20 protein-coding genes are annotated in these 17,655 nt (G+C 70.1%); 7 read left to right on the top strand and 13 right to left on the bottom strand.

Features of this window, described 5'->3' with window-relative positions; translation table 11 throughout:
- Positions 1-6 precede the first annotated feature (6 nt).
- From RM788_RS29325 to eno, 8 genes are all read right to left on the bottom strand, one after another.
- Entirely contained in the window at positions 7-981 is a 975-nt protein-coding gene (locus tag RM788_RS29325; protein WP_315921020.1) for an ABC transporter permease, read from the bottom strand.
- The gene (locus tag RM788_RS29320; RefSeq protein WP_315921018.1) at positions 974-1,906 is read right to left on the bottom strand and encodes an ABC transporter permease; all 933 of its coding nucleotides are present in this window, start codon (positions 1,904-1,906) and stop codon (positions 974-976) included. The genes RM788_RS29325 and RM788_RS29320 overlap by 8 nt, the downstream gene beginning before the upstream one ends.
- A 103-nt stretch (positions 1,907-2,009) precedes the next feature.
- Entirely contained in the window at positions 2,010-3,629 is a 1,620-nt protein-coding gene (locus RM788_RS29315; protein WP_315921016.1) for a peptide ABC transporter substrate-binding protein, read from the bottom strand.
- Between the two features lie 234 nt (positions 3,630-3,863).
- On the bottom strand, positions 3,864-4,820 hold the full coding sequence (locus RM788_RS29310) for a Ppx/GppA phosphatase family protein (RefSeq protein ID WP_315921014.1): 957 nt from the start codon (positions 4,818-4,820) through the stop codon (positions 3,864-3,866).
- Between the two features lie 119 nt (positions 4,821-4,939).
- A complete protein-coding gene (locus tag RM788_RS29305; protein ID WP_315921012.1) occupies positions 4,940-6,238 on the bottom strand; it encodes a lytic transglycosylase domain-containing protein in 1,299 nt (432 codons plus the stop codon).
- Positions 6,239-6,543: 305 nt separating this feature from the next.
- Positions 6,544-7,074, bottom strand: coding sequence for a DUF501 domain-containing protein (locus tag RM788_RS29300; protein WP_315921011.1), 531 nt, complete (start codon positions 7,072-7,074; stop codon positions 6,544-6,546).
- On the bottom strand, positions 7,071-7,574 hold the full coding sequence (locus tag RM788_RS29295; RefSeq protein ID WP_315921009.1) for an FtsB family cell division protein: 504 nt from the start codon (positions 7,572-7,574) through the stop codon (positions 7,071-7,073). The genes RM788_RS29300 and RM788_RS29295 overlap by 4 nt, the downstream gene beginning before the upstream one ends.
- Before the next feature lie 5 nt (positions 7,575-7,579).
- Positions 7,580-8,866 (bottom strand): phosphopyruvate hydratase, encoded by a 1,287-nt coding sequence (eno, locus tag RM788_RS29290; RefSeq protein ID WP_315921007.1) that lies wholly within the window; start codon positions 8,864-8,866, stop codon positions 7,580-7,582.
- Positions 8,867-9,017: 151 nt separating this feature from the next.
- On the opposite strand from eno, the gene RM788_RS29285 reads away from it, so the two are divergent.
- The 4 genes from RM788_RS29285 (at position 9,018) to RM788_RS29270 (ending at position 11,426) form a co-directional block, all read left to right on the top strand.
- Complete coding sequence (locus RM788_RS29285; protein WP_315921005.1) at positions 9,018-9,791, top strand: alpha/beta fold hydrolase; 774 nt, start codon at positions 9,018-9,020, stop codon at positions 9,789-9,791.
- Positions 9,792-9,869: 78 nt separating this feature from the next.
- Positions 9,870-10,259 carry a tetratricopeptide repeat protein gene (locus RM788_RS29280; protein ID WP_315921003.1) on the top strand — a complete coding sequence of 130 codons (390 nt, stop codon included), beginning with the start codon at positions 9,870-9,872 and terminating at the stop codon, positions 10,257-10,259.
- Positions 10,260-10,363: 104 nt separating this feature from the next.
- Positions 10,364-11,311, top strand: coding sequence for a helix-turn-helix domain-containing protein (locus RM788_RS29275; RefSeq protein WP_315921001.1), 948 nt, complete (start codon positions 10,364-10,366; stop codon positions 11,309-11,311).
- Complete coding sequence (locus tag RM788_RS29270) at positions 11,247-11,426, top strand: DUF397 domain-containing protein (protein WP_315920999.1); 180 nt, start codon at positions 11,247-11,249, stop codon at positions 11,424-11,426. Before RM788_RS29275 ends, RM788_RS29270 begins: the two co-directional genes overlap by 65 nt.
- Before the next feature lies 1 nt (position 11,427).
- Here the strand turns inward: RM788_RS29270 and RM788_RS29265 are convergent, their stop codons facing one another.
- The 4 genes from RM788_RS29265 to RM788_RS29250 form a co-directional block, all read right to left on the bottom strand.
- Entirely contained in the window at positions 11,428-11,844 is a 417-nt protein-coding gene (locus RM788_RS29265; protein ID WP_315920997.1) for an Imm1 family immunity protein, read from the bottom strand.
- Between the two features lie 2 nt (positions 11,845-11,846).
- Positions 11,847-12,311 carry a DddA-like double-stranded DNA deaminase toxin gene (locus RM788_RS29260; protein ID WP_315920995.1) on the bottom strand — a complete coding sequence of 155 codons (465 nt, stop codon included), beginning with the start codon at positions 12,309-12,311 and terminating at the stop codon, positions 11,847-11,849.
- Positions 12,312-12,336: 25 nt separating this feature from the next.
- Positions 12,337-12,591: a hypothetical protein gene (locus RM788_RS29255; RefSeq protein ID WP_315920993.1), complete on the bottom strand. Its 255-nt coding sequence runs from the start codon at positions 12,589-12,591 to the stop codon at positions 12,337-12,339.
- 146 nt (positions 12,592-12,737) lie between these two features.
- Positions 12,738-13,580, bottom strand: coding sequence for a lytic transglycosylase domain-containing protein (locus tag RM788_RS29250; RefSeq protein ID WP_315920991.1), 843 nt, complete (start codon positions 13,578-13,580; stop codon positions 12,738-12,740).
- A gap of 207 nt (positions 13,581-13,787) precedes the next feature.
- On the opposite strand from RM788_RS29250, the gene efeU reads away from it, so the two are divergent.
- Genes efeU through efeB form a run of 3 tightly spaced genes read left to right on the top strand, consistent with a single transcriptional unit; the run spans position 13,788 to position 17,030 of the window.
- Positions 13,788-14,612, top strand: a complete 825-nt coding sequence (efeU, locus tag RM788_RS29245) for an iron uptake transporter permease EfeU (protein WP_315920989.1) — start codon at positions 13,788-13,790, stop codon at positions 14,610-14,612.
- Between the two features lie 16 nt (positions 14,613-14,628).
- Positions 14,629-15,777 carry an iron uptake system protein EfeO gene (gene efeO, locus RM788_RS29240; protein ID WP_315920987.1) on the top strand — a complete coding sequence of 383 codons (1,149 nt, stop codon included), beginning with the start codon at positions 14,629-14,631 and terminating at the stop codon, positions 15,775-15,777.
- Positions 15,774-17,030, top strand: a complete 1,257-nt coding sequence (gene efeB / locus RM788_RS29235) for an iron uptake transporter deferrochelatase/peroxidase subunit (RefSeq protein WP_315920985.1) — start codon at positions 15,774-15,776, stop codon at positions 17,028-17,030. The genes efeO and efeB overlap by 4 nt, the downstream gene beginning before the upstream one ends.
- Here the strand turns inward: efeB and RM788_RS29230 are convergent, their stop codons facing one another.
- Complete coding sequence (locus tag RM788_RS29230; protein WP_315920983.1) at positions 17,031-17,624, bottom strand: hypothetical protein; 594 nt, start codon at positions 17,622-17,624, stop codon at positions 17,031-17,033. It lies immediately after the preceding gene.
- Positions 17,625-17,655: the final 31 nt, after the last annotated feature.

Below are 17,655 nucleotides of genomic sequence, written 5' to 3'. Positions count from 1 at the left end.
GGGCTCCTATCGCGACTTGGGGTCGAGGGCGTCGCGCACGGCGTCGCCCAGCATGACGAAGGCCAGCACGGTGATCGTCACGAACGCGGCCGGGAACAGCAGCATGTGCGGCGCGGCCTGGAAGTAGTCGCGGGACTCGCTGATCATCACGCCCCACGACACCACCGGCGGGCGCAGGCCGATGCCGAGGAACGCGAGCGTGGCCTCGGCGCCGATGAACGCGCCGAGCGCGATCGTCGCGTAGACCATGACCGGCGCGACCGTGTTCGGCAGCAGGTGGCGGAAGACGATCCGCAACGGGCTCGCGCCGAGGCCGCGGGCGGCCTTCACGTAGTCCTGCTGCTTCGCCACGAGCGTCGCGGACCGCATGATCCGCATCGCGACCGGCCAGGACAGCACGGCGATGGAGAACACGACCTGGGTGATGATCCGCACCGCGCTGGGGTTCTCGGTGGGCGTGTTGAACGTGGTCAGGATGACGATCGCGCCCAGCACGAACGGGACGCCCGCGAAGATGTCGCCGAACCGCGAGAGCAGGCTGTCGATCCAGCTCTTCGCGTACCCGGCGAAGATGCCGACGACCGAGCCGATCAGCACCGTCAGGACCGTCGAGAACAGCCCGACGAGCAGCGATCCCCTGGCGCCGTGGATGGCCCGCGCGTACACGTCGTAGCCCTGCACGTCGTAGCCGAACCACGCGTCGGCGGACGGCTTCTTGAGGTAGTTGTCCAGGTTGCCGTACCTCGGGTCGACCGAGGTGAACAGCGAGGGGAACGCGGCCATCAGCACCACGACGAAGATGATGACCAGCGAGATGACGAACGTCGGCTTGCGGCGCAGCTCGCGCCACGCGTCGCTCCACAGGCTGCGAGGCCTGCCCTGCTTCTGGCTGGAGTCGTCGACGTGGCTGAGGTCGCCGACGCCCGCCGCCGCGGCCTGTTCCAGTCCCGAGCCGCTGGACGCGGCGCCTGGGTCACTCATAGCGGATCCTCGGGTCGAGTACGGCGTAGAGGAGGTCGACGATGAGGCTCATCAGCAGGTACACCAGCACCAGGAGCGTGACGATGCCGGTGACCATCACGCCCTCCTTCTCCTGGATGCCGCGGAAGATCAGGCCGCCGATGCCGTTGATGTTGAACACGCCCTCGGTGACGATCGCGCCGCCCATCAGGCTGCCGAGGTCGGTGCCGAGGAACGTGATCACCGGGATCAGCGAGTTGCGCAGCAGGTGCACGCCGACGACGCGGCGGTTGGGCTGGCCCTTGGCGATGGCCGTGCGGACGTAGTCGGCGCGGCGGTTCTCGGCGATGCCGCCCCTGGTCAGTCGGGCCACGTAGGCCATCGACAGGCTGCCGAGGACGAAGCCGGGCAGGATCAGCTGGCCGATCGACGGGTCGGCGGTGTCCACGCCGGTGTCCATCAGGTCCAGGCCCTGCGGGCCGAGGTAGAGGCGCAGCACGAAACCGGTGACGAACACCGGGAGCGAGATCAGGAACAGCGTCGAGATCAGCACGAGGTTGTCCAGGAAACCCTGCTTGCGCAGGCCCGTCAGCACACCGGCGGTGATGCCGATGATCGCCTCGATCAGCAGCGCGATGACCGCGAGCTTCACCGTCGTCGGGTACGCGGTCGAGATCTGCTCGCCGACCGAGATGCCGGAGAACGTGTCGCCGAAGTCGCCGGTGAGCACGTTGCCCATGTACTTCAGGTACTGGAACACCAGCGGGTCGTCGAAGTTGAACTTGTCGCTCATCTCCGCGATGTAGCCCTCCGGGCAGGGCCGCTGCCCGCACTTGCCCGCGAACGGGTCCTGCGGGATGGCCCAGACGAGCGCGTAGATGATGAACGTGGTGCCGAGGAACACAGGTATCAGCTGCAGGAGGCGTCGCAGCACGTAGCGACCCATGCGTGGAGCTCCCTTTGCGGTGGTGGGAGGGGAATGGCGGAGCGACGGGGCTCCGCGCGGCCGGTAGGGGCCGCGCGGAGCCGTCCGCCGTCGCCGTGCGGTGTCAGCCCTTGACGCGGAACGACGCCAGGTCGGCGTCGCGGGAGAACGTCAGCTTGGCCGCGGCGAGGTTCTTCGAGTAACCGCCGATGCCCTTCTCGGACCACACCGGGATGGACGGGATGTCCTTCGCCATCAGCTTGTGCGCCTCCTGGTACTCCTTGATCGCCGCGTTCTTGTCGGCGGTGGAGTCGGCCTTCGTCAGCAGCGCGTCGAAGGCCGGGTTGGAGTACGCCGTGTCGTTGGACGAGGAGCCGGTCCGGTACTGCGGGGTCAGGAAGTTCTCGATCGACGGGTAGTCGGCGCTCCAGTCGGACCGGGCCATGCCGGTGAGCTGGTGGCCGTCCACGATCTGCCGGAACGCGCCGAAGTTGGTCGCCCCCACGAACTCGCACTCCACGCCCAGCGCCTGCTTGATGCTGTTGCAGGCCGCCTCCAGCGGCTCCTTGCGGCCGCCGTCGGCGTTGGACTGGAGGGTGAGCTTGCCGGTGAACCCGGACTTCGTGAAGTACTCCTTGGCCTTCGCCGGGTCGTACTTGCAGAACTCGCCGCAGACGCCCGGCTCGTAGCCCTCGATGCCCGCGGGCACCCAGCCGTCGACCGGGGCGTAGGAGTTCGCCAGCACGGTCTTGGTGATCTGCTCGCGGTTGATCGCGAGCGAGATCGCCTTGCGCAGGTCGACGTTGTTGAACTCGGGCACGTAGTACGGCAGGCCGATCGTGCTGATGCCGAGCAGGTTCGCGTTGAGGACGCGGTCGCCGAGGTCGGTCAGGTGCTTGTCACCGATCTTGGCCGACGGCGGCAGCGCCTCCATGAAGTCGAGCTTGCCCGCGACCAAGTCTTGGTAGGCCGTCTCCTGGCTGGAGTAGATCTTGATGTCCAGCGTCTTGAAGTGGACCTTGTCCTCGCCCTGGTAGTCGTCGAAGCGCTCCAGCTCGATCGACGCGTTGGGCGTGCGGGACACGAACTTCAGCGGGCCGTTGCCGATCGGCTTGGCCTCGAACGCCTTGGGGTCGGTGAAGAACACGTCGGGCAACGGGGAGAACGGGTGGTAGCCGAGCTGGCTGGTGAAGACCGAGAACGCGCCCTTCAGCGTCACCTTGAACTCGTGGTCGCCGACCACTTCCAGGCCGGACATCTTGTCCGTGGCGGGCTTCGCGGCCTCGTCGGCCGGGTGCACGTCGTCGTAGCCCTGGATCTGGGCGAAGAAGCTGCCCGCCTGCTGGGCGTTCGGCGAGTAGGCCGCGTAGTTCCAGGCGTCGACGAAGTTCTTCGCCTTCACCTCGGTGCCGTCGTGGAACTTCCAGCCGCTCTTGATCTTGATGTCGTAGACCTTGGCGTCGGCCGACGTGATCGACTCCGCCATCAGGTTCGACGTGCTGCCGTCCTCGGGCTTGAAGGCGACCAGCCGCGAGTACAGGCCGTCGACGGCCTTGGAACCGCCCGCCTCCGTCGTGTTGCCGGGCAGCAGGGCCGCCTTCGGCTCGGTGCCGTAGATCGACACCTTGCCGTCCGGGTTCTCCCCCGCGGCGCTGTCCTTCGCGCCGCCGCCACCGCAGGCCGTGAGTGCCATGACGAGCGCCACCGGCAGCGCGAGCCATGGAACCGAGCGTGATCCTGACATCGATCCTCCCGCCTTCATCGACGCTCCCGAGGTAGGCGGAAGCGCCGCACCCCCCTGAGGGTGGGTTCCCAGAACGTGAGGGGGACGGTAATGGCGGCTTGTTGCGGACCGCCGAAATCGATCGTCACGAACGCGTCACGACTAATACCAGTTGCCAGAGTTGCGGGATAGCGCTTCCCACTGCTCCATCTCGGGGACTTCCGCCGTCCTGCGGGCGAACGTGGCGAGAACTCGTCACCGGGCGAGCGCGAAGGCGATCCCGTCGAGGATGTCGTGCTCGCTCGCCACCAGCTCGGTGACGTCGGTGTGCGCCGCGAGGTGGTCGGCGATCGTGCGCACCACCAGCGCCCCGCCGATGATCACGTCGACCCGGCCTGGGTGCATCGCCCCCATGGCCGCGCGCTCGTCGCGGGTCGCCGCGAGCAGCCGCCCGGTGATCTCCCGCACCTGATCGAGCGGCAGCCTGGCCAGGTGGATCTCCTCCGGGTCGTACACCCGGAGGTCCTTCGCGATGGCGGCCAGCGTCGTCACGGTGCCCGCGACGCCGATCCACGTGCGGGCCTTGGCCACGGGCACGGCGTCGAACGCCTCCCCGAGCACCTCGCCCGCCACCCGTACCGCCTCCTCGACCTCGGCCGCCGTGGGCGGGTCGGAGCGCAGGCAGCGCTCGGTCAGCCGCACGCAGCCGATGTCGACCGACCGCGCCGCCTCCACCGCGCCGCGCACGCCGTCCCAGCCGCCCAGGACCAGTTCCGTCGAGCCGCCGCCGACGTCGGACACCAGGAACGGGCCCTCGTCCGGATCGAGGTCGGCCACCGCGCCGGTGAACGACAGGCGGGCCTCCTCGTCACCGGTGATCACCTCGGCCTGCACGCCGAGCACCTCGCGGGTCATCGCGAAGAACTCGTCGCGGTTGGCCGCGTCGCGCGTCGCGGACGTGGCGACCATGCGGACCCGTTCGGTCCCCTTGCGCCGCAGCACCGCGCTGTAGTCGACCAGCGCGGCCCGCGTGCGGGCGATGGCCTCCGGCGCCAGCACGCCGGTGGCGTCCACTCCCTGGCCGAGCCGGACGACGCGCATCTCGCGGTGGACGTCGCGCAGCCAGCCGCCGCCGTCGTCGCGGTTGGTCACGTCGGCGACCAGCAGGCGGATCGAGTTCGTCCCGCAGTCGATCGCGGCCACCCGTGCCATCGTCAGTCCTCCTCGTCGCGGATCCCCGACGGGCACGGTAGCGACCGCGCGGGCCCGGACACGACGGAGGGGAACCCAGCGGCGCTGGATTCCCCTCCGTCGTGGTACTTCGGCGGCCGTCAGGTCGTCGGCGTCACCGTGGTGCTCTCGGTGCTGCTCTTGATGGTCACGGTCGTCTGGCACGCAGGCGTGGTCGAGGTCGTCGTGCTGCTCGACGATGACGGGGTCGTCGTGGCCGTGGTGGTGGTCGTCGTGGTCGTGGTCGAACCGGTGGCCGACGTCGTGGTGGTCGTCGTCGGCGTCACGCACGGCTTCGTCGTGGTCGTGGTCGTCGTCGTCGTGGTGGTCGTGGTGGTCGTCGTCGTCGTGGAACCCTTGGTGGTGGTGGTGGTCGTCGTCGTCGTGGTGGGGCTCGATGAGGACGACGGGTTCGACGACGACGGCGGGTCCGACGATCCGGGAGTGCCCGGCGTCGTGTCGTCGTAGACCGGCAGCGTGTAGTCGTCGTCCGAACCGGTGATGTCCGGCAGGGCGTCGACGCCCTGGGCGTACTGGATCGCCCACGCCATCACGGTCGCCACGTACTCGTTCGACTGGTTGTAGCGGAAGATCGCCTGCGCCCGCTGCGCCGTGTTGCCCATGTCGCCGCCCGAGGCGCACAGGTAGTTGCCCGCGCCGATCGTGGCGTCGTAGATGTTGTTCGGGTTGCTCTGGCCGTCGCCGTTGCCGTCCGCCGCGTACGCCGCCCACGTGCCGGGGATGAACTGCATCGGGCCGACCGCGCGGTCCCACGTCGTGTCGCCGTCGTACCTGCCGCCGTCGGTGTCGGGGATCGAGGCGAAGTTCCGGCCGTCGAGCACCGGACCGAGGATGGACGGGGTGGCGTTGCCGTTCGCGTCGACCTTGCCGCCGCGGGCGTGGTTGGACTCGATCCGGCCGATGCTCGCCAGCAGCGACCACTCCATGTGGCAGCCGGGCTTGGTCTCGGCCAGCCGGTCCTCGGCCTTCATGTACGCGTCCAGCATCACGCCGGGGATGCCCAGCTGCCCCTCGGGCAGGTCGTCGAACGGGTTCAGGCCGCCGGTGAGGGTCCCGAGGTCGTCCGGGTCGGACAGGAACAGCGCGTTCAGCTCGTCGGCCTCGGGGAGCTTGCCGCCCGCGCCGAGTTCGTCGTCGGAACCACCGCGCGTGCGCATGGCGCTCAGCACGTCACCGGGACCGGGGGCCGCGGCGGAGATGTCCGAGCGGCCCGCCACGTCGACCCAGTTGAAGCCGCCGTTGCCGAACAGCAGCGCCGGGGTGAGCATCGCGCAGGTGACCGTGGCCGCGATCCCCCACTGGCGCGGCGTCAGCGTCGCCGATCCGACGACGACCCTTCTCGCCTTGCGCTTGCGGCCCCGTTTTTTCCGCACTGCCACGAACACTCACTCCCTGAGCCCTCATCGCGATCCACCGGAACCGGTCCGGTGAGGCGCATCACGCTCTGCCCCGACATCCAGCCTGCCTCATTGACATCGCGGTGTCACGGAAAGCAGTTACCCAAGTGGCACAACTTTGTGCAACGAACCGGCGGTGGAAGGGGTGCGGGGTCGGTTTTTCACGGTTGACGGTGTCGGCGGGGATGGGATGTCCGGCGGACACCCGTTCGGGCCAACGATCCGGCCGTTCGCAGGAGCGGCCGCGCCACTCGGCACGACGGTGCCCGGTGCCGCTCGGGACGGCACTACTCGGAGGCGGTGCCGTCCGGGGCGGTGGTGTCCGTGGCGGCGCTGTCGGGAGCGGCGCAGTCCCCGCTCGGCCACAGCTCCGCGAGCCGGTCCAGCGACTCGTCGCCGAACGGGTTCACGCCGCGGCCCACGGCCAGCGAGTGGGCGACGTGGACGTGCAGGCACTTGACCCGCTCCGGCATCCCGCCCGCGGTCACCTTCGTGCCGAGCGACTCGATCGCGTCGCGCTCGGCCAGGTACGCCTCGTGCGCCCGCAGGTACGCCGCCGCCAGCTCGGGCTCCTCGGCCAGCCGCTCGGTCATCTCGCGCATCAGGCCGGAGCCCTCCAGCGTGCTCACCAACGAGTTCAGCCGCGAGCAGGTGAGGTAGTACAGCGTCGGGAACGGCGTGCCGTCCTCCAGCCGCGGGTTCGTCTGCACGACGGAGGCGTGCCCACTGGGGCAGCGGGCCGCGATGGTCCGCATCCCGCGCGGCGCCCGGCCGAGCTGCGAGGCGACGAAGTCGCGGTCCTCCTGGGAGATGGTCATTTCTTCGCCACCGACTGCCACAACTGCTCGTACCAAGACGTGTCCTCGGCCGGCGCCTTGGCCGGCCTCTCCTCTTCGGGTGTGCGCTCCGCGTCGCCGGGGAGCTGGACGATGTAGGGCGTCTCGCCGGGCCGCACGTAGTGCAGCCGCTTGCGGGCCTCGGCCTCGACCTGCGCCGGGTCGTTGAGCTCGGCCTGCCGCTGCTCCAGCTTCGCGACCTCGATCGCGAGCTGGCCCTGCTGCGCGGTGACCTGGCTCAGCTCGTCGCGCTGCGCCAGGTACGTCCGCAGCGGGACGGCGATGCTCAGCGCGAGCGCGCACAGCACCATCGCGAGCAGCGCCGCCCGGCGGGTGCCGGACATGCCGAACGCGCCGCCGGTGCCGGCGCCCGCACGGGTGCGGGCGCGGCTCGGCGACGCGGGACGTCGGGCGCGGTCAGGCCGGGCCGCGGGCGGACTGGGTGTCCGCCTGCGGCGCCGGTCCCGATCGGCTTCGGGCATCGGGCTCAGGCTTCCGGCGTGTACCGCGGGAAGGCCAGGTCGCCCGCGTAGCGAGCGGCGTCGCCCAGGGTCTCCTCGATGCGGAGGAGCTGGTTGTACTTCGCGGTGCGCTCGCCGCGGGCGGGGGCGCCGGTCTTGATCTGGCCGACACCGGTCGCGACCGCGAGGTCGGCGATGGTGGTGTCCTCGGTCTCGCCCGAGCGGTGGCTCATCATCGACTTGTAGCCGTAGGACTTGGCCAGCTCGACCGCGTCCAGCGTCTCCGACAGCGTGCCGATCTGGTTGACCTTCACCAGCAGCGCGTTGGCCGCGCGGCGGGAGATGCCCTCCTCGAGCCGCTCCGGGTTGGTGACGAACAGGTCGTCGCCGACGATCTGGACGCGCTCGCCAAGCTCGGCGGTCATCTGCACCCAGCCGTCCCAGTCGTCCTCGGACAGCGGGTCCTCGATGGAGACCATCGGGTAGGAGTCGACCAGCTCGGTGTAGTAGCCGGTCATCTGCTCCGCGCTGCGCTTGGACTTCTCGAACTTGTACGCGCCGTCGGCGTAGAACTCGGTCGCCGCCACGTCCAGCGCGAGCGCGATGTCGCGGCCCGGCGTGAAGCCCGCCTTCTCGATCGCGACCAGGATCAGGTCCAGCGCGTCGCGGTTGCTCGACAGGCTCGGCGCGAAGCCGCCCTCGTCGCCCAGACCGGTCGCCAGGCCCTTGCCCTTGAGCACGGACTTCAGCGAGTGGTAGACCTCGACGCCCCAGCGCAGGGCCTCGCGGAACGACTCGGCGCCGATCGGCGCGATCATGAACTCCTGGATGTCGACGTCCGTGTCGGCGTGCGAGCCGCCGTTGAGGATGTTCAGCATCGGGACCGGCAGCACGTGCGCGTTCGGGCCGCCGATGTAGCGGAACAGCTCGAGGCCGCTGGACGTCGCCGCCGCCTTCGCCACGGCGAGCGAGACGCCGAGGATGGCGTTCGCGCCGAGCCGGGACTTGTCCGGCGTGCCGTCCAGGTCGACGAGCTTCTGGTCGACCACCCGCTGCTCGACGGCCTCGATGCCGACCAGCTCGGGACCGATCTCGTCCAGGACCGCCGTGACCGCGCGCAGGACACCCTTGCCGTTGTACCGCTTGGAGTCGCCGTCGCGCAGCTCGACCGCCTCGTGCTCACCGGTCGACGCCCCGGAGGGAACCGCGGCGCGCTCCAACGTCCCGTCGTCCAGCGCCACCTCCACCTCGACGGTGGGGTTGCCTCGGGAATCCAGGATCTCCCGTGCGCCGACCTGCTCGATGACCGCCACTTGCGCTCCCCTATTCAGCTGCATGTCGTCTCGGGTCCGAGCCTACTTGTGCGGTTCCGTGGCCTGTCGGAGGCACGTGGCTAGACACGGCCGCACGGCCGAATGGAGTACCCCCGCGCCGCCCGCCAGGCACGGGAGGCAGGATCGGGGGGTGACGGTTCATGTGCGGAGAGGTGGGCCCGACGGCCCGGCGCTGGTGCTGCTGCACGGCCTGGGCGCGACCGGCGACGTGTGGCGCGCCGTGACCGACGCGTGGCAGGGCCGCTGGGTGGTGCCGGACCTGCCGGGGCACGGCCGCTCGGCTCCGCTGCCGGAGTACACCTACGACTCGCTGGCCACCGCGCTGGCGCCCGTCGTGCCGACCGACCACCCGGTGGTCGTGCTCGGGCACTCCCTCGGCGGCGTCGTCGCCCTGGCCCTGGGAAGCGGGAACTTCGGCCCGTCCGCCGGCGCCGTGTGCGGACTGGGCGTGAAGACGCGCTGGTCCGAGCAGGAGCTGGCCAAGGCCGCCGAACTGGCCGACCGGCCCGTCAGGGTGTTCGCCACCCGCGACGAGGCCGCCGAACGCGCGCTCAAGGTCGCGGGCCTGTGGCAGCTCGTCGCGACCGACTCGCCGCTGGTCGACGACGCCCTGGTCGAGTCCGACGACGGCTGGCGCCTCGCCCTCGACCACGGGGCCTACCGGGTCGGCGCCCCCGACATGCCCGCCCTCATCGCCGCCTGCCGGGCGCGGGTCGTGCTCGCCGCAGGCGCCCGCGACCCGATGTGCCCGCCGGAACACCTGTTCGCCACGGCCGTCGGCACCGGCGCCGACACCGTCGTCCTGCCGGGACTCGGGCACAACGCCCACGTCGAGAAACCCGACGCCCTCGCCCCGCTCCTGGCCAGGCTGCGCGCTTCGCTGGATCCCCCTGCGGATCACTGACAGTCCACAAGACACGGTGTCCTGTCATCCGGACGGCAGTCGTGGAAGTCGCGATCTGTGGGTAGCGTTGATCGAACGATGACCGACAGCACCTTCGAGGCGTTCCGCCGAGCCGAGGCGCTGCTGTCCGAACGCCGTCCACTGGAGGCGTTGCGGGAGCTGCGCACGGTGCTCGACGCCGCGCCGGACGTACCCAGCGTGCAACTGCTCGCCGGGCGGGCCTACCTGGGCTCGGCGCAGTTGCAGCGCGCCGAGGAGGCGTTCCGCAAGGTCCTGGACATGGACCCCAGCGACCACTACGCCCGGTTCGCCCTCGGCAAGACGCTGCAACGCCAGAGCCGGATGCCCGAGGCGCTGGCGCAGCTCCGCATGGCCGTGGCGATGAACCCGTCGCCCGAGTACCAGGAGGCCATGGGCGAGGTCGCGGCGCGCATCGCCGTCGACCGGGATCGTCGACGCGAGAACTAGCCCTTTTTGACCTTGGGCCACATGTCCGGCGGTGGTGATCCCTTGGGGTGGAAACCGGCTTTGACCAGTGTTTTCGGGGGCTTCGGCCGCTAGTTTCCAGCGTCATGGGAGACCTGGGCGAAGAGCACCTGGCACGGATGACGACCGCGCGGACCAGGGAGCTGGGGCACGAGCTGCACCTGGCGCGGAAGCGCGCGAACCTGAAGGCGACGGCGGTCGCGGAGGAGTTGGGGTGGTCGCCGGGGAAGCTGAGCAAGCTGGAGCGGGGATGGCGGCAGACCAGCGACTGGGACTACGGGGTGCTGCTGGGGAAACTCGGCGCAGACCAGGCGACCAGGGCCCGCATCCAACAGATCACGGCCGAGTCGGACATCGGCCACTTCATCCGGACCTTCGACGGAGGTCTTCCGGACAGCCTGCTGTGCCTGAGCATCCACGAGCGGTCGGCACTCACCATGTGCACCTACGAGCCGATCGTCATCCACGGACTGCTCCAGACCGAGGCCTACGCGAGAACCGTCATCAACCCCGAAGGCATCTACCCAACCGATAGGCACGACCAGTTGGTGGCCGCGCGGATGCAGCGCCAGGAGATGCTGGGCGGCCCGCACTCACCAGAGGCGGTCTTCTACATCCATGAGGCCGCTTTGGGCAACAAGATCGGCAGCGACCGGATCATGCACGACCAGATGATGCGGCTGGCGTTCATGTGCGAGTGGGCGCGGCTGAGCCCGAGGGTGATCCCGCGGAAAGGCCGGGGCAGCGGATACCTGGCGGTCGGATTCTCGCTGATGACCTTCACGAAGCCGATCAAGCCGGTTGCGCACAGCGACACGGATGTCGCGTCCGTCTTCACCGAGGACGACAAGTCGATCGAGTTGTACCGGCGCAAGCAGAAGGCGCTCGCAGAACTCGCCCTGGATGCGGAACAATCGCGGTTGATGTTCGCCCAGTGGGCAGACGTTTACGACCGTCGAGAGGATTGCGATGCCCAAGGCTCTGACCTGGCGCAAGAGCAGCTACAGCAACCAAGGGGCGACCAGCTGCGTTGAGGTCGCCTTCCCCACCGACGGTGTGGCCGTGCGGGATTCCAAGAACACCACCGGACCGGAGCTTGCTTTCCCGGTGGTCCAGTGGCAGTCGTTCCTGGCGCGGCTCACCGACTAGGTCAGTCGGTCTCGCTCCAGGCCATTCCGCCCGGCTTCCCGCCACGACTCACCAGCAGGCCCCACAGAGCTTCACGGACAACCGCCAGCGGCACCTCGGCGTCCGACGGGAACTCCTGGGCCGTACCGAAGTAGGCGAACGAGACGCCCCCGGGGTTCACCCGCTCGCCCCGGAGGTACCAGGTGCCGTCCGCGCCGCTGTACCGAACAGCGCCAAGGCCGGTCCGCCCGCTGACACCGATCAGCAGCTCGTGGTCGGGCAGCAGCTCACTGCCTTCTTCGACGGCGTAGGCCGTGGCTGCGGCGTAGGCGGGGCCGAGCGTGGCCAGTTCGTCGACGAACGCCTCGACCTCTTCGCGCGTGCGGAGGTTCCTGGGTTCCTGGTCGTGCTGATAAGCCAGGTCGAGCACGTACTCCACGGCTAGCGCTCCCTTCCGGTGTAGGTCTTCACGCCCTCGGGCCAGTAGACCGTCAGGCTCTGCCCAGGCCGGAGCACCCTCGGCACGACGCGGTCGCAGGACAGAGGACCGAAATCGCACGGGCGGTTGTTCACGGCCAACGTAGCGTCGGCCCCGTCTGCCTGTCGCACCTGCACGGCCACCTGCACCTCCACGTGGTCGGCGACGGTGAGGGTTCCCCGTGCGGGAGCCAGGCCAAGCCGGCGCAACTCCTCCGTCGCCCGCTCCCGCAACTCACCACGGCCGCTCTGGACAGGTCCGCGCACCCGGCCCGTCCGGTCGACCCAGTACCCCGAGGTCTTGCCACCGGGGTCGTCGCGCGCGGGGAGGGCTTCGAGCAGCTCGCCCATGCGCTCGGGCATCGGGGTCGGCCCGGTCGACTCGGCGATGTCGGATCGTCGTGGACCGACCGGCGTCGCTCCTGCCACGCCGGTTCGCGTGATGCCCTGTCCCTCAAGTCGACCGGCTGCCGCCGTCCACGCTCTGCTGGATGGCGGTGAGAAGTCGCTGGAGTTCACCGATGCCCTCGGCGGCCTTCTGGAACGACTCCACCACTTGTGGGAACTCGTCGCACCCGCTGCCGGTGGCGACTTGCCGGACGAGCGCCTGCGCGTCCTCGGCCAGGTCGAGCGCTTCAGCCAGCGCCGGGAACGGAAGGTCATCGGCCACTTGGCGCAGCGCGGCCACCACATCGCCGATGCTCGCCACACCCGCCCCCTACCGCCAACCCCTTCCGGGATCGTGGCGCGGCTTCGCTCGCAGCGGTCGCACCCGGCCAAAGGATCACCCGTCAGGGCGGTGCGCCACCGAGATGCGGATCAAGTCGGCGACCAGATGGCCAAAGCGGCACACCGCTAGATCGTCACGCTCGCCCGCGCGTAGGCGTCGGCCCCGCTGAACACGTTCTGCCCGTACTCCACCGAGTTGTTGTACTCGTACACCGCCGCCCACCACCCCTCGCTGCTGCCCATGTCCCTCGACCCCGAACACAGGTACCGGGCCGTCGCCAGGGCCGCGTCGTCGATGTTCTGCGGGTCCGGTGCCCGGCCGTCGCCGTTGGCGCGCAACGCGTACTTCACCCACGTGGTGGGGATGAACTGCATCGGCCCGACGGCCCGGTCCCACGTGGGGTCGCCGTCGAGCCTGCCGCCGTCGGTGTCGCCGATGGCCTTGACACCCGGTCGGCCGTCCAGGGGGATGCCGACGATCGGGATGGACGGCATGCCGTCCTCGCCGAGTTTGGCGCCGTTGATGAAGCCGTGGTGCGACTCGATCCGCCCGACGCCCGCGAGGGTCGACCAGGAGATCCGGCACGAGGGCGCCTGCGCGCGCATGACCAGGTCGGCCAACGCGTACGCGCGCAACGCGCGGCGGGGGATGTCGGTCTTCTCGGAGACCTTCCGGGTCCACTCGTCCATCGGGTCGGGTCCCGAGGCGTCCGGGCCGGCGGGGCCTGCCTGGGGCACCTGGCCCGCGGCGTCCGGCACGTCGCTGCCGGGCTCGATCGACTGGAACGGGACGGGGAACTCGGCTTGGGGTTGGACGACGGGTTTGCGGTCGAGGGCGGCCAGGCCCCAGGCGCCCGCGGCGACGAAAACGATCAGGAGCAGGGCGAGCGCCAGCCGTCCGAGGAGGTCGCCGACACGGCCGCGCGGGCGCGGCTCGGTGTCGAGCTTGGACGGCGGAGTCACAACCACACGCCCCAGGCTACGTGCCTGGGAGAGCCGAAACCCGGATGTGACAAGTGTCGAATCGGGGCAACCTCGACGCTTCTGACCGTTTTGCCCGGTTTCGGATCGTGGATTGTGATGCAACTTGCCTGCTTCTACCTAGACGTAGAGGTCAGGCTTACCTACATTCGGACAGCCTAAGTTTACTTCGAACGGCGGTCGGGAGGTGGGAACGTGCTGGTCAACAACGGGTTGATCGGGTTGCGCGAAGGCCTGGAAGCGGCGCTGGTCGTCAGCGTCCTGGTCGCGTTCCTCGTGAAGACGGACCGGCGCTCCTCGCTCCCGTTCGTCTGGCTCGGGGTCGGCGTGGCCGTGCTGCTGTCGGTGGGGTTCGGCGCGCTGATCACGTTCACCACCTCCACGATGACCTTCCAGCAGCAGGAGGCGTTCGGCGGCGGGATGTCGCTCCTCGCGGTCGTGTTCGTCACCGGCATGATCTTCTGGATGCGCAAGGCGGCGCGGACCATCGCCGCCGAGCTGCGCGGGAAGATGCAGAAGGCGCTCGACATCGGACCGTGGGCCGTCGCCGTGGTCGCGTTCGTCTCGGTCGGCCGCGAAGGCCTGGAAACCGCCGTCTTCTTCTACTCCAGCGTGCAGAGCGCGGGAGTGGGGACGGCCGAGCCGCTGATCGGGTTCCTGGTCGGGATCTCGATCGCCGTCGCGCTGGCGTGGCTGCTCTACGCGGGCGCGATCCGGTTCGACCTCGGCAAGTTCTTCACCTGGACCGGGGCGCTGCTGGTGTTCGTCGCCGCGGGCGTCCTGGCCTACGGGCTGCACGACCTCCAGGAGGCCGCGATCCTGCCCGGCCTCGACACCCTGGCGTTCGACCTGAGCGAGACCGTTCCCGAGGCGTCCTGGTACGGGGCACTGCTCAAGGGGATCTTCAACTACTCCCAGCGGACGACCGTCCTCCAGGCCGTCGCCTGGGTCGCCTACGTCGCGATCGTCCTGCCCCTGTTCCTGATCCGCCCGCGCGACCGTGCGCTCACCGCACGCTGAAGCACAGGAGAAGCCCGTGTTCACAACCCCCTTGCGCGCGACCCCCTTGCGCACGGCTCTGGTGGCCGCCGCCTCGCTGTCGGTGCTCGCGGCCTGCGGCGGCGGGTCCACGCCCGCGGCGGGCGCCGACGGCCCGATCGCCGTCGAAGCCGGTGACACCGCCTGCAAGGTGGCGCGCACCAGCTCGAACACCGGCAACGTGACCTTCGAGGTCAGCAACAAGGGCAGCAAGGTCACCGAGTTCTACCTCTACGCCGAGGGCGACCGGATCCTGGGCGAGGTCGAGAACATCGGTCCCGGCCTGACCCGGCGGCTGATCGTGGAGCTGACCGACGCGGGCAAGCTCCAGACCGCGTGCAAGCCCGGCATGGTCGGCGACGGCATCCGCGCCGACTTCACCGTGACCGGCGAGGGCCGCAAGTCCGTCGACACCGACACGAAGCTGGCCGACGCGACCAAGGAGTACCAGCGGTACGTCAACTCCCAGGCCGACAGCCTGCTCGCGAAGACGACCGAGTTCGTCGACGCGGTCAAGGCGAACAAGGTCGAGGACGCGAAGGCGCTGTTCCCGGTCGCCCGGCTGTACTGGGAGCGCATCGAGCCCGTCGCGGAGAGCTTCGGCGACCTCGACCCGAAGATCGACGGCCGCGAGGAGGTCATCGAGGAGGGGCAGGAGTTCACCGGGTTCCACCGGCTGGAGAAGGACCTCTGGACCACCGGCCTGGTCACCGACTCGCCCGCGATCGCCGACGGGCTGCTGACCAACGTGAAGGACGTCGTCGACAAGGCGAAGTCGGTCGAACTCACCCCGCTGGAACTGGCCAACGGCGCCAAGGACCTGCTCGACGAGGTCGCCACCGGCAAGATCACCGGCGAGGAGGACCGCTACTCGCACACCGACCTGTGGGACTTCCGCGCCAACGTCGACGGCTCGCAGGCCGCCGTGGCCGCGCTGCGCCCGGTGATCCAGGAGAAGGACGCCGCGCTGCTGACCACGCTGGACGAGAAGTTCAAGGCGCTGGACGACCTGCTGGAGAAGCAGCGCAAGGACGACGGCTTCAAGCTCTACACCGACCTGACCGAGACGGAGATCAAGGACCTGGCCGCCGCTGTCGACGCCCTCGGCGAGCCGATCAGCAAGGTCGCCGAGGCCGTCGCCAAGTGACCGGCGGACTTCCCCGGCGGAGGTTCCTCGGCCTCGCCGGCGCCGGTGCGGCACTGGCGGGGGCGGGCGCCGTCGTCGGGGTCGTCGCGGGTGGCGGCGGGCGCCAGGAGGTGGAGAACACCTCCGGGCTCGCGTCCGCCGTGCCGTTCCACGGTGAGCGGCAGGCCGGGATCACCACCGCCGCGCAGGACCGGATGCACTTCGTGGCCTTCGACGTGAAGACCGCCAAGCGCGCGGAACTGGTGGCGCTGCTCAAGGAGTGGACCGAGGCCGCCGCGCGGATGACCGCGGGGCAGGAGGCTGCCCAGGACGGTGCTGTCGGCGGATCCGCTGAGGCGCCCCCGAAGGACACCGGCGAAGCCCTCGACCTGCCGGCGTCGGCGCTGACGATCACGATCGGGTTCGGGCCGTCGCTGTTCGACGGCCGGTTCGGGCTCGCCGACCGGCGGCCCGAGGCGCTGATCGACCTGCCGCACTTCCCCGCCGACGACCTGGACCCGAACCGCAGCGGCGGCGACCTGTGCGTGCAGGCGTGCGCGAACGACCCGCAGGTCGCCGTGCACGCCATCCGCAACCTCGCCCGCATCGGCTTCGGCCGGGTCGCCGTGCGCTGGTCGCAGCTCGGGTTCGGGCGCACGTCGTCCACCACGCAGGCGCAGGCCACGCCGCGCAACCTGTTCGGCTTCAAGGACGGCACCCGCAACATCAAGGCCGAGGAGCCCGACACCCTCCGGGACCAGGTGTGGGTGTCGAAGGAGGACGGCCCGGAGTGGCTGGTCGGCGGCACCTACCTGGTGGCGCGGCGGATCCGGATGCACATCGAGATCTGGGACCGCACGTCGCTGCGGGAGCAGGAGGAGATCGTCGGGCGCAGGAAGGGCACCGGGGCGCCGCTGGGGCAGGTCGAGGAGTTCGACGAGCCCGACCTGCACGTCAACGGCGCGGGCGGGCTGCCGACCATCGGCGTGGACGCGCACATCCGGCTGGCCTCGCACGAATCCCTTGCCGGGGCGAAGATCCTGCGCCGCGGCTACAACTTCACCGACGGCTCCGACGGCCTCGGCCACCTCGACGCCGGGCTGTTCTTCATCGGCTTCAACCGCGACTCGCGCAAGCAGTTCGTGCCCATGCAGACGGCGCTGTCCACCAAGGACAGGATGATGGAGTACGTGGAGCACACCGGGTCCGGCCACTTCGCCGTCCCGCCGGGCGTCCGCGAGGGCGGGTTCTGGGGCGACACCCTGTTCGGGTGATCAGCCGTCCGACGGCGTCGAGGACGACTCGCTCGGCGAGGCTGAGGGCTCGCTCGACGACGGGGAGGATTCCCTCGGGGACGCGGACGGCTCCGGGTCGGCCGACGTCGAAGGGGTCTCTGAACCGTCGGAGGGCTGGCCGCTCGGCTGGGCCGACGTGCTCGACGGGGAAGTGGTGGTGGCGCTGGGGAGCGTCGTCGTGCTCCGGGTCGGCTTGGTCCGGTGCGAGCGCGGTTCCGGGTGCTCCCGGCGCTCCGCGGTGGACGGCCGCTCCGACGACGGTGCCTCCGGCAGGGCCCGCACGGCGGGTGCCGGGCCCATGCGGACGCCCTCGGGGACGTCCGGCGGTTCCACGGCGGTCCGTTCCGCGAGCGGCGTCACCGCCGACTCCGTGACCAGCACCTCGGGCCGGTGCGCGCTCATCGGGATCGGCCCCGACGTCGCCCGCAACGGCCGTCCGATCCCCTGGTCCGGCGCTTGGTCGCTGGGCAGGACCACCAGGGCCAGCGCCGCGCCGAGGCCCGCCGCGGCCAGCGGCAGCGCCAGTCCGATCCCGAAGATCCCCCGCCCGCGCGGCAACTCCCGATGACCCACCACGACCCCCTGACGCCGTCCGCGGAAACCC

This window comes from Umezawaea sp. Da 62-37 (genome assembly GCF_032460545.1).
In the GTDB taxonomy this organism is placed as follows: domain Bacteria; phylum Actinomycetota; class Actinomycetes; order Mycobacteriales; family Pseudonocardiaceae; genus Umezawaea.
Note: the sequence above shows the minus strand (reverse complement) of the source record. Positions and strands in the feature narration are given on the sequence as shown.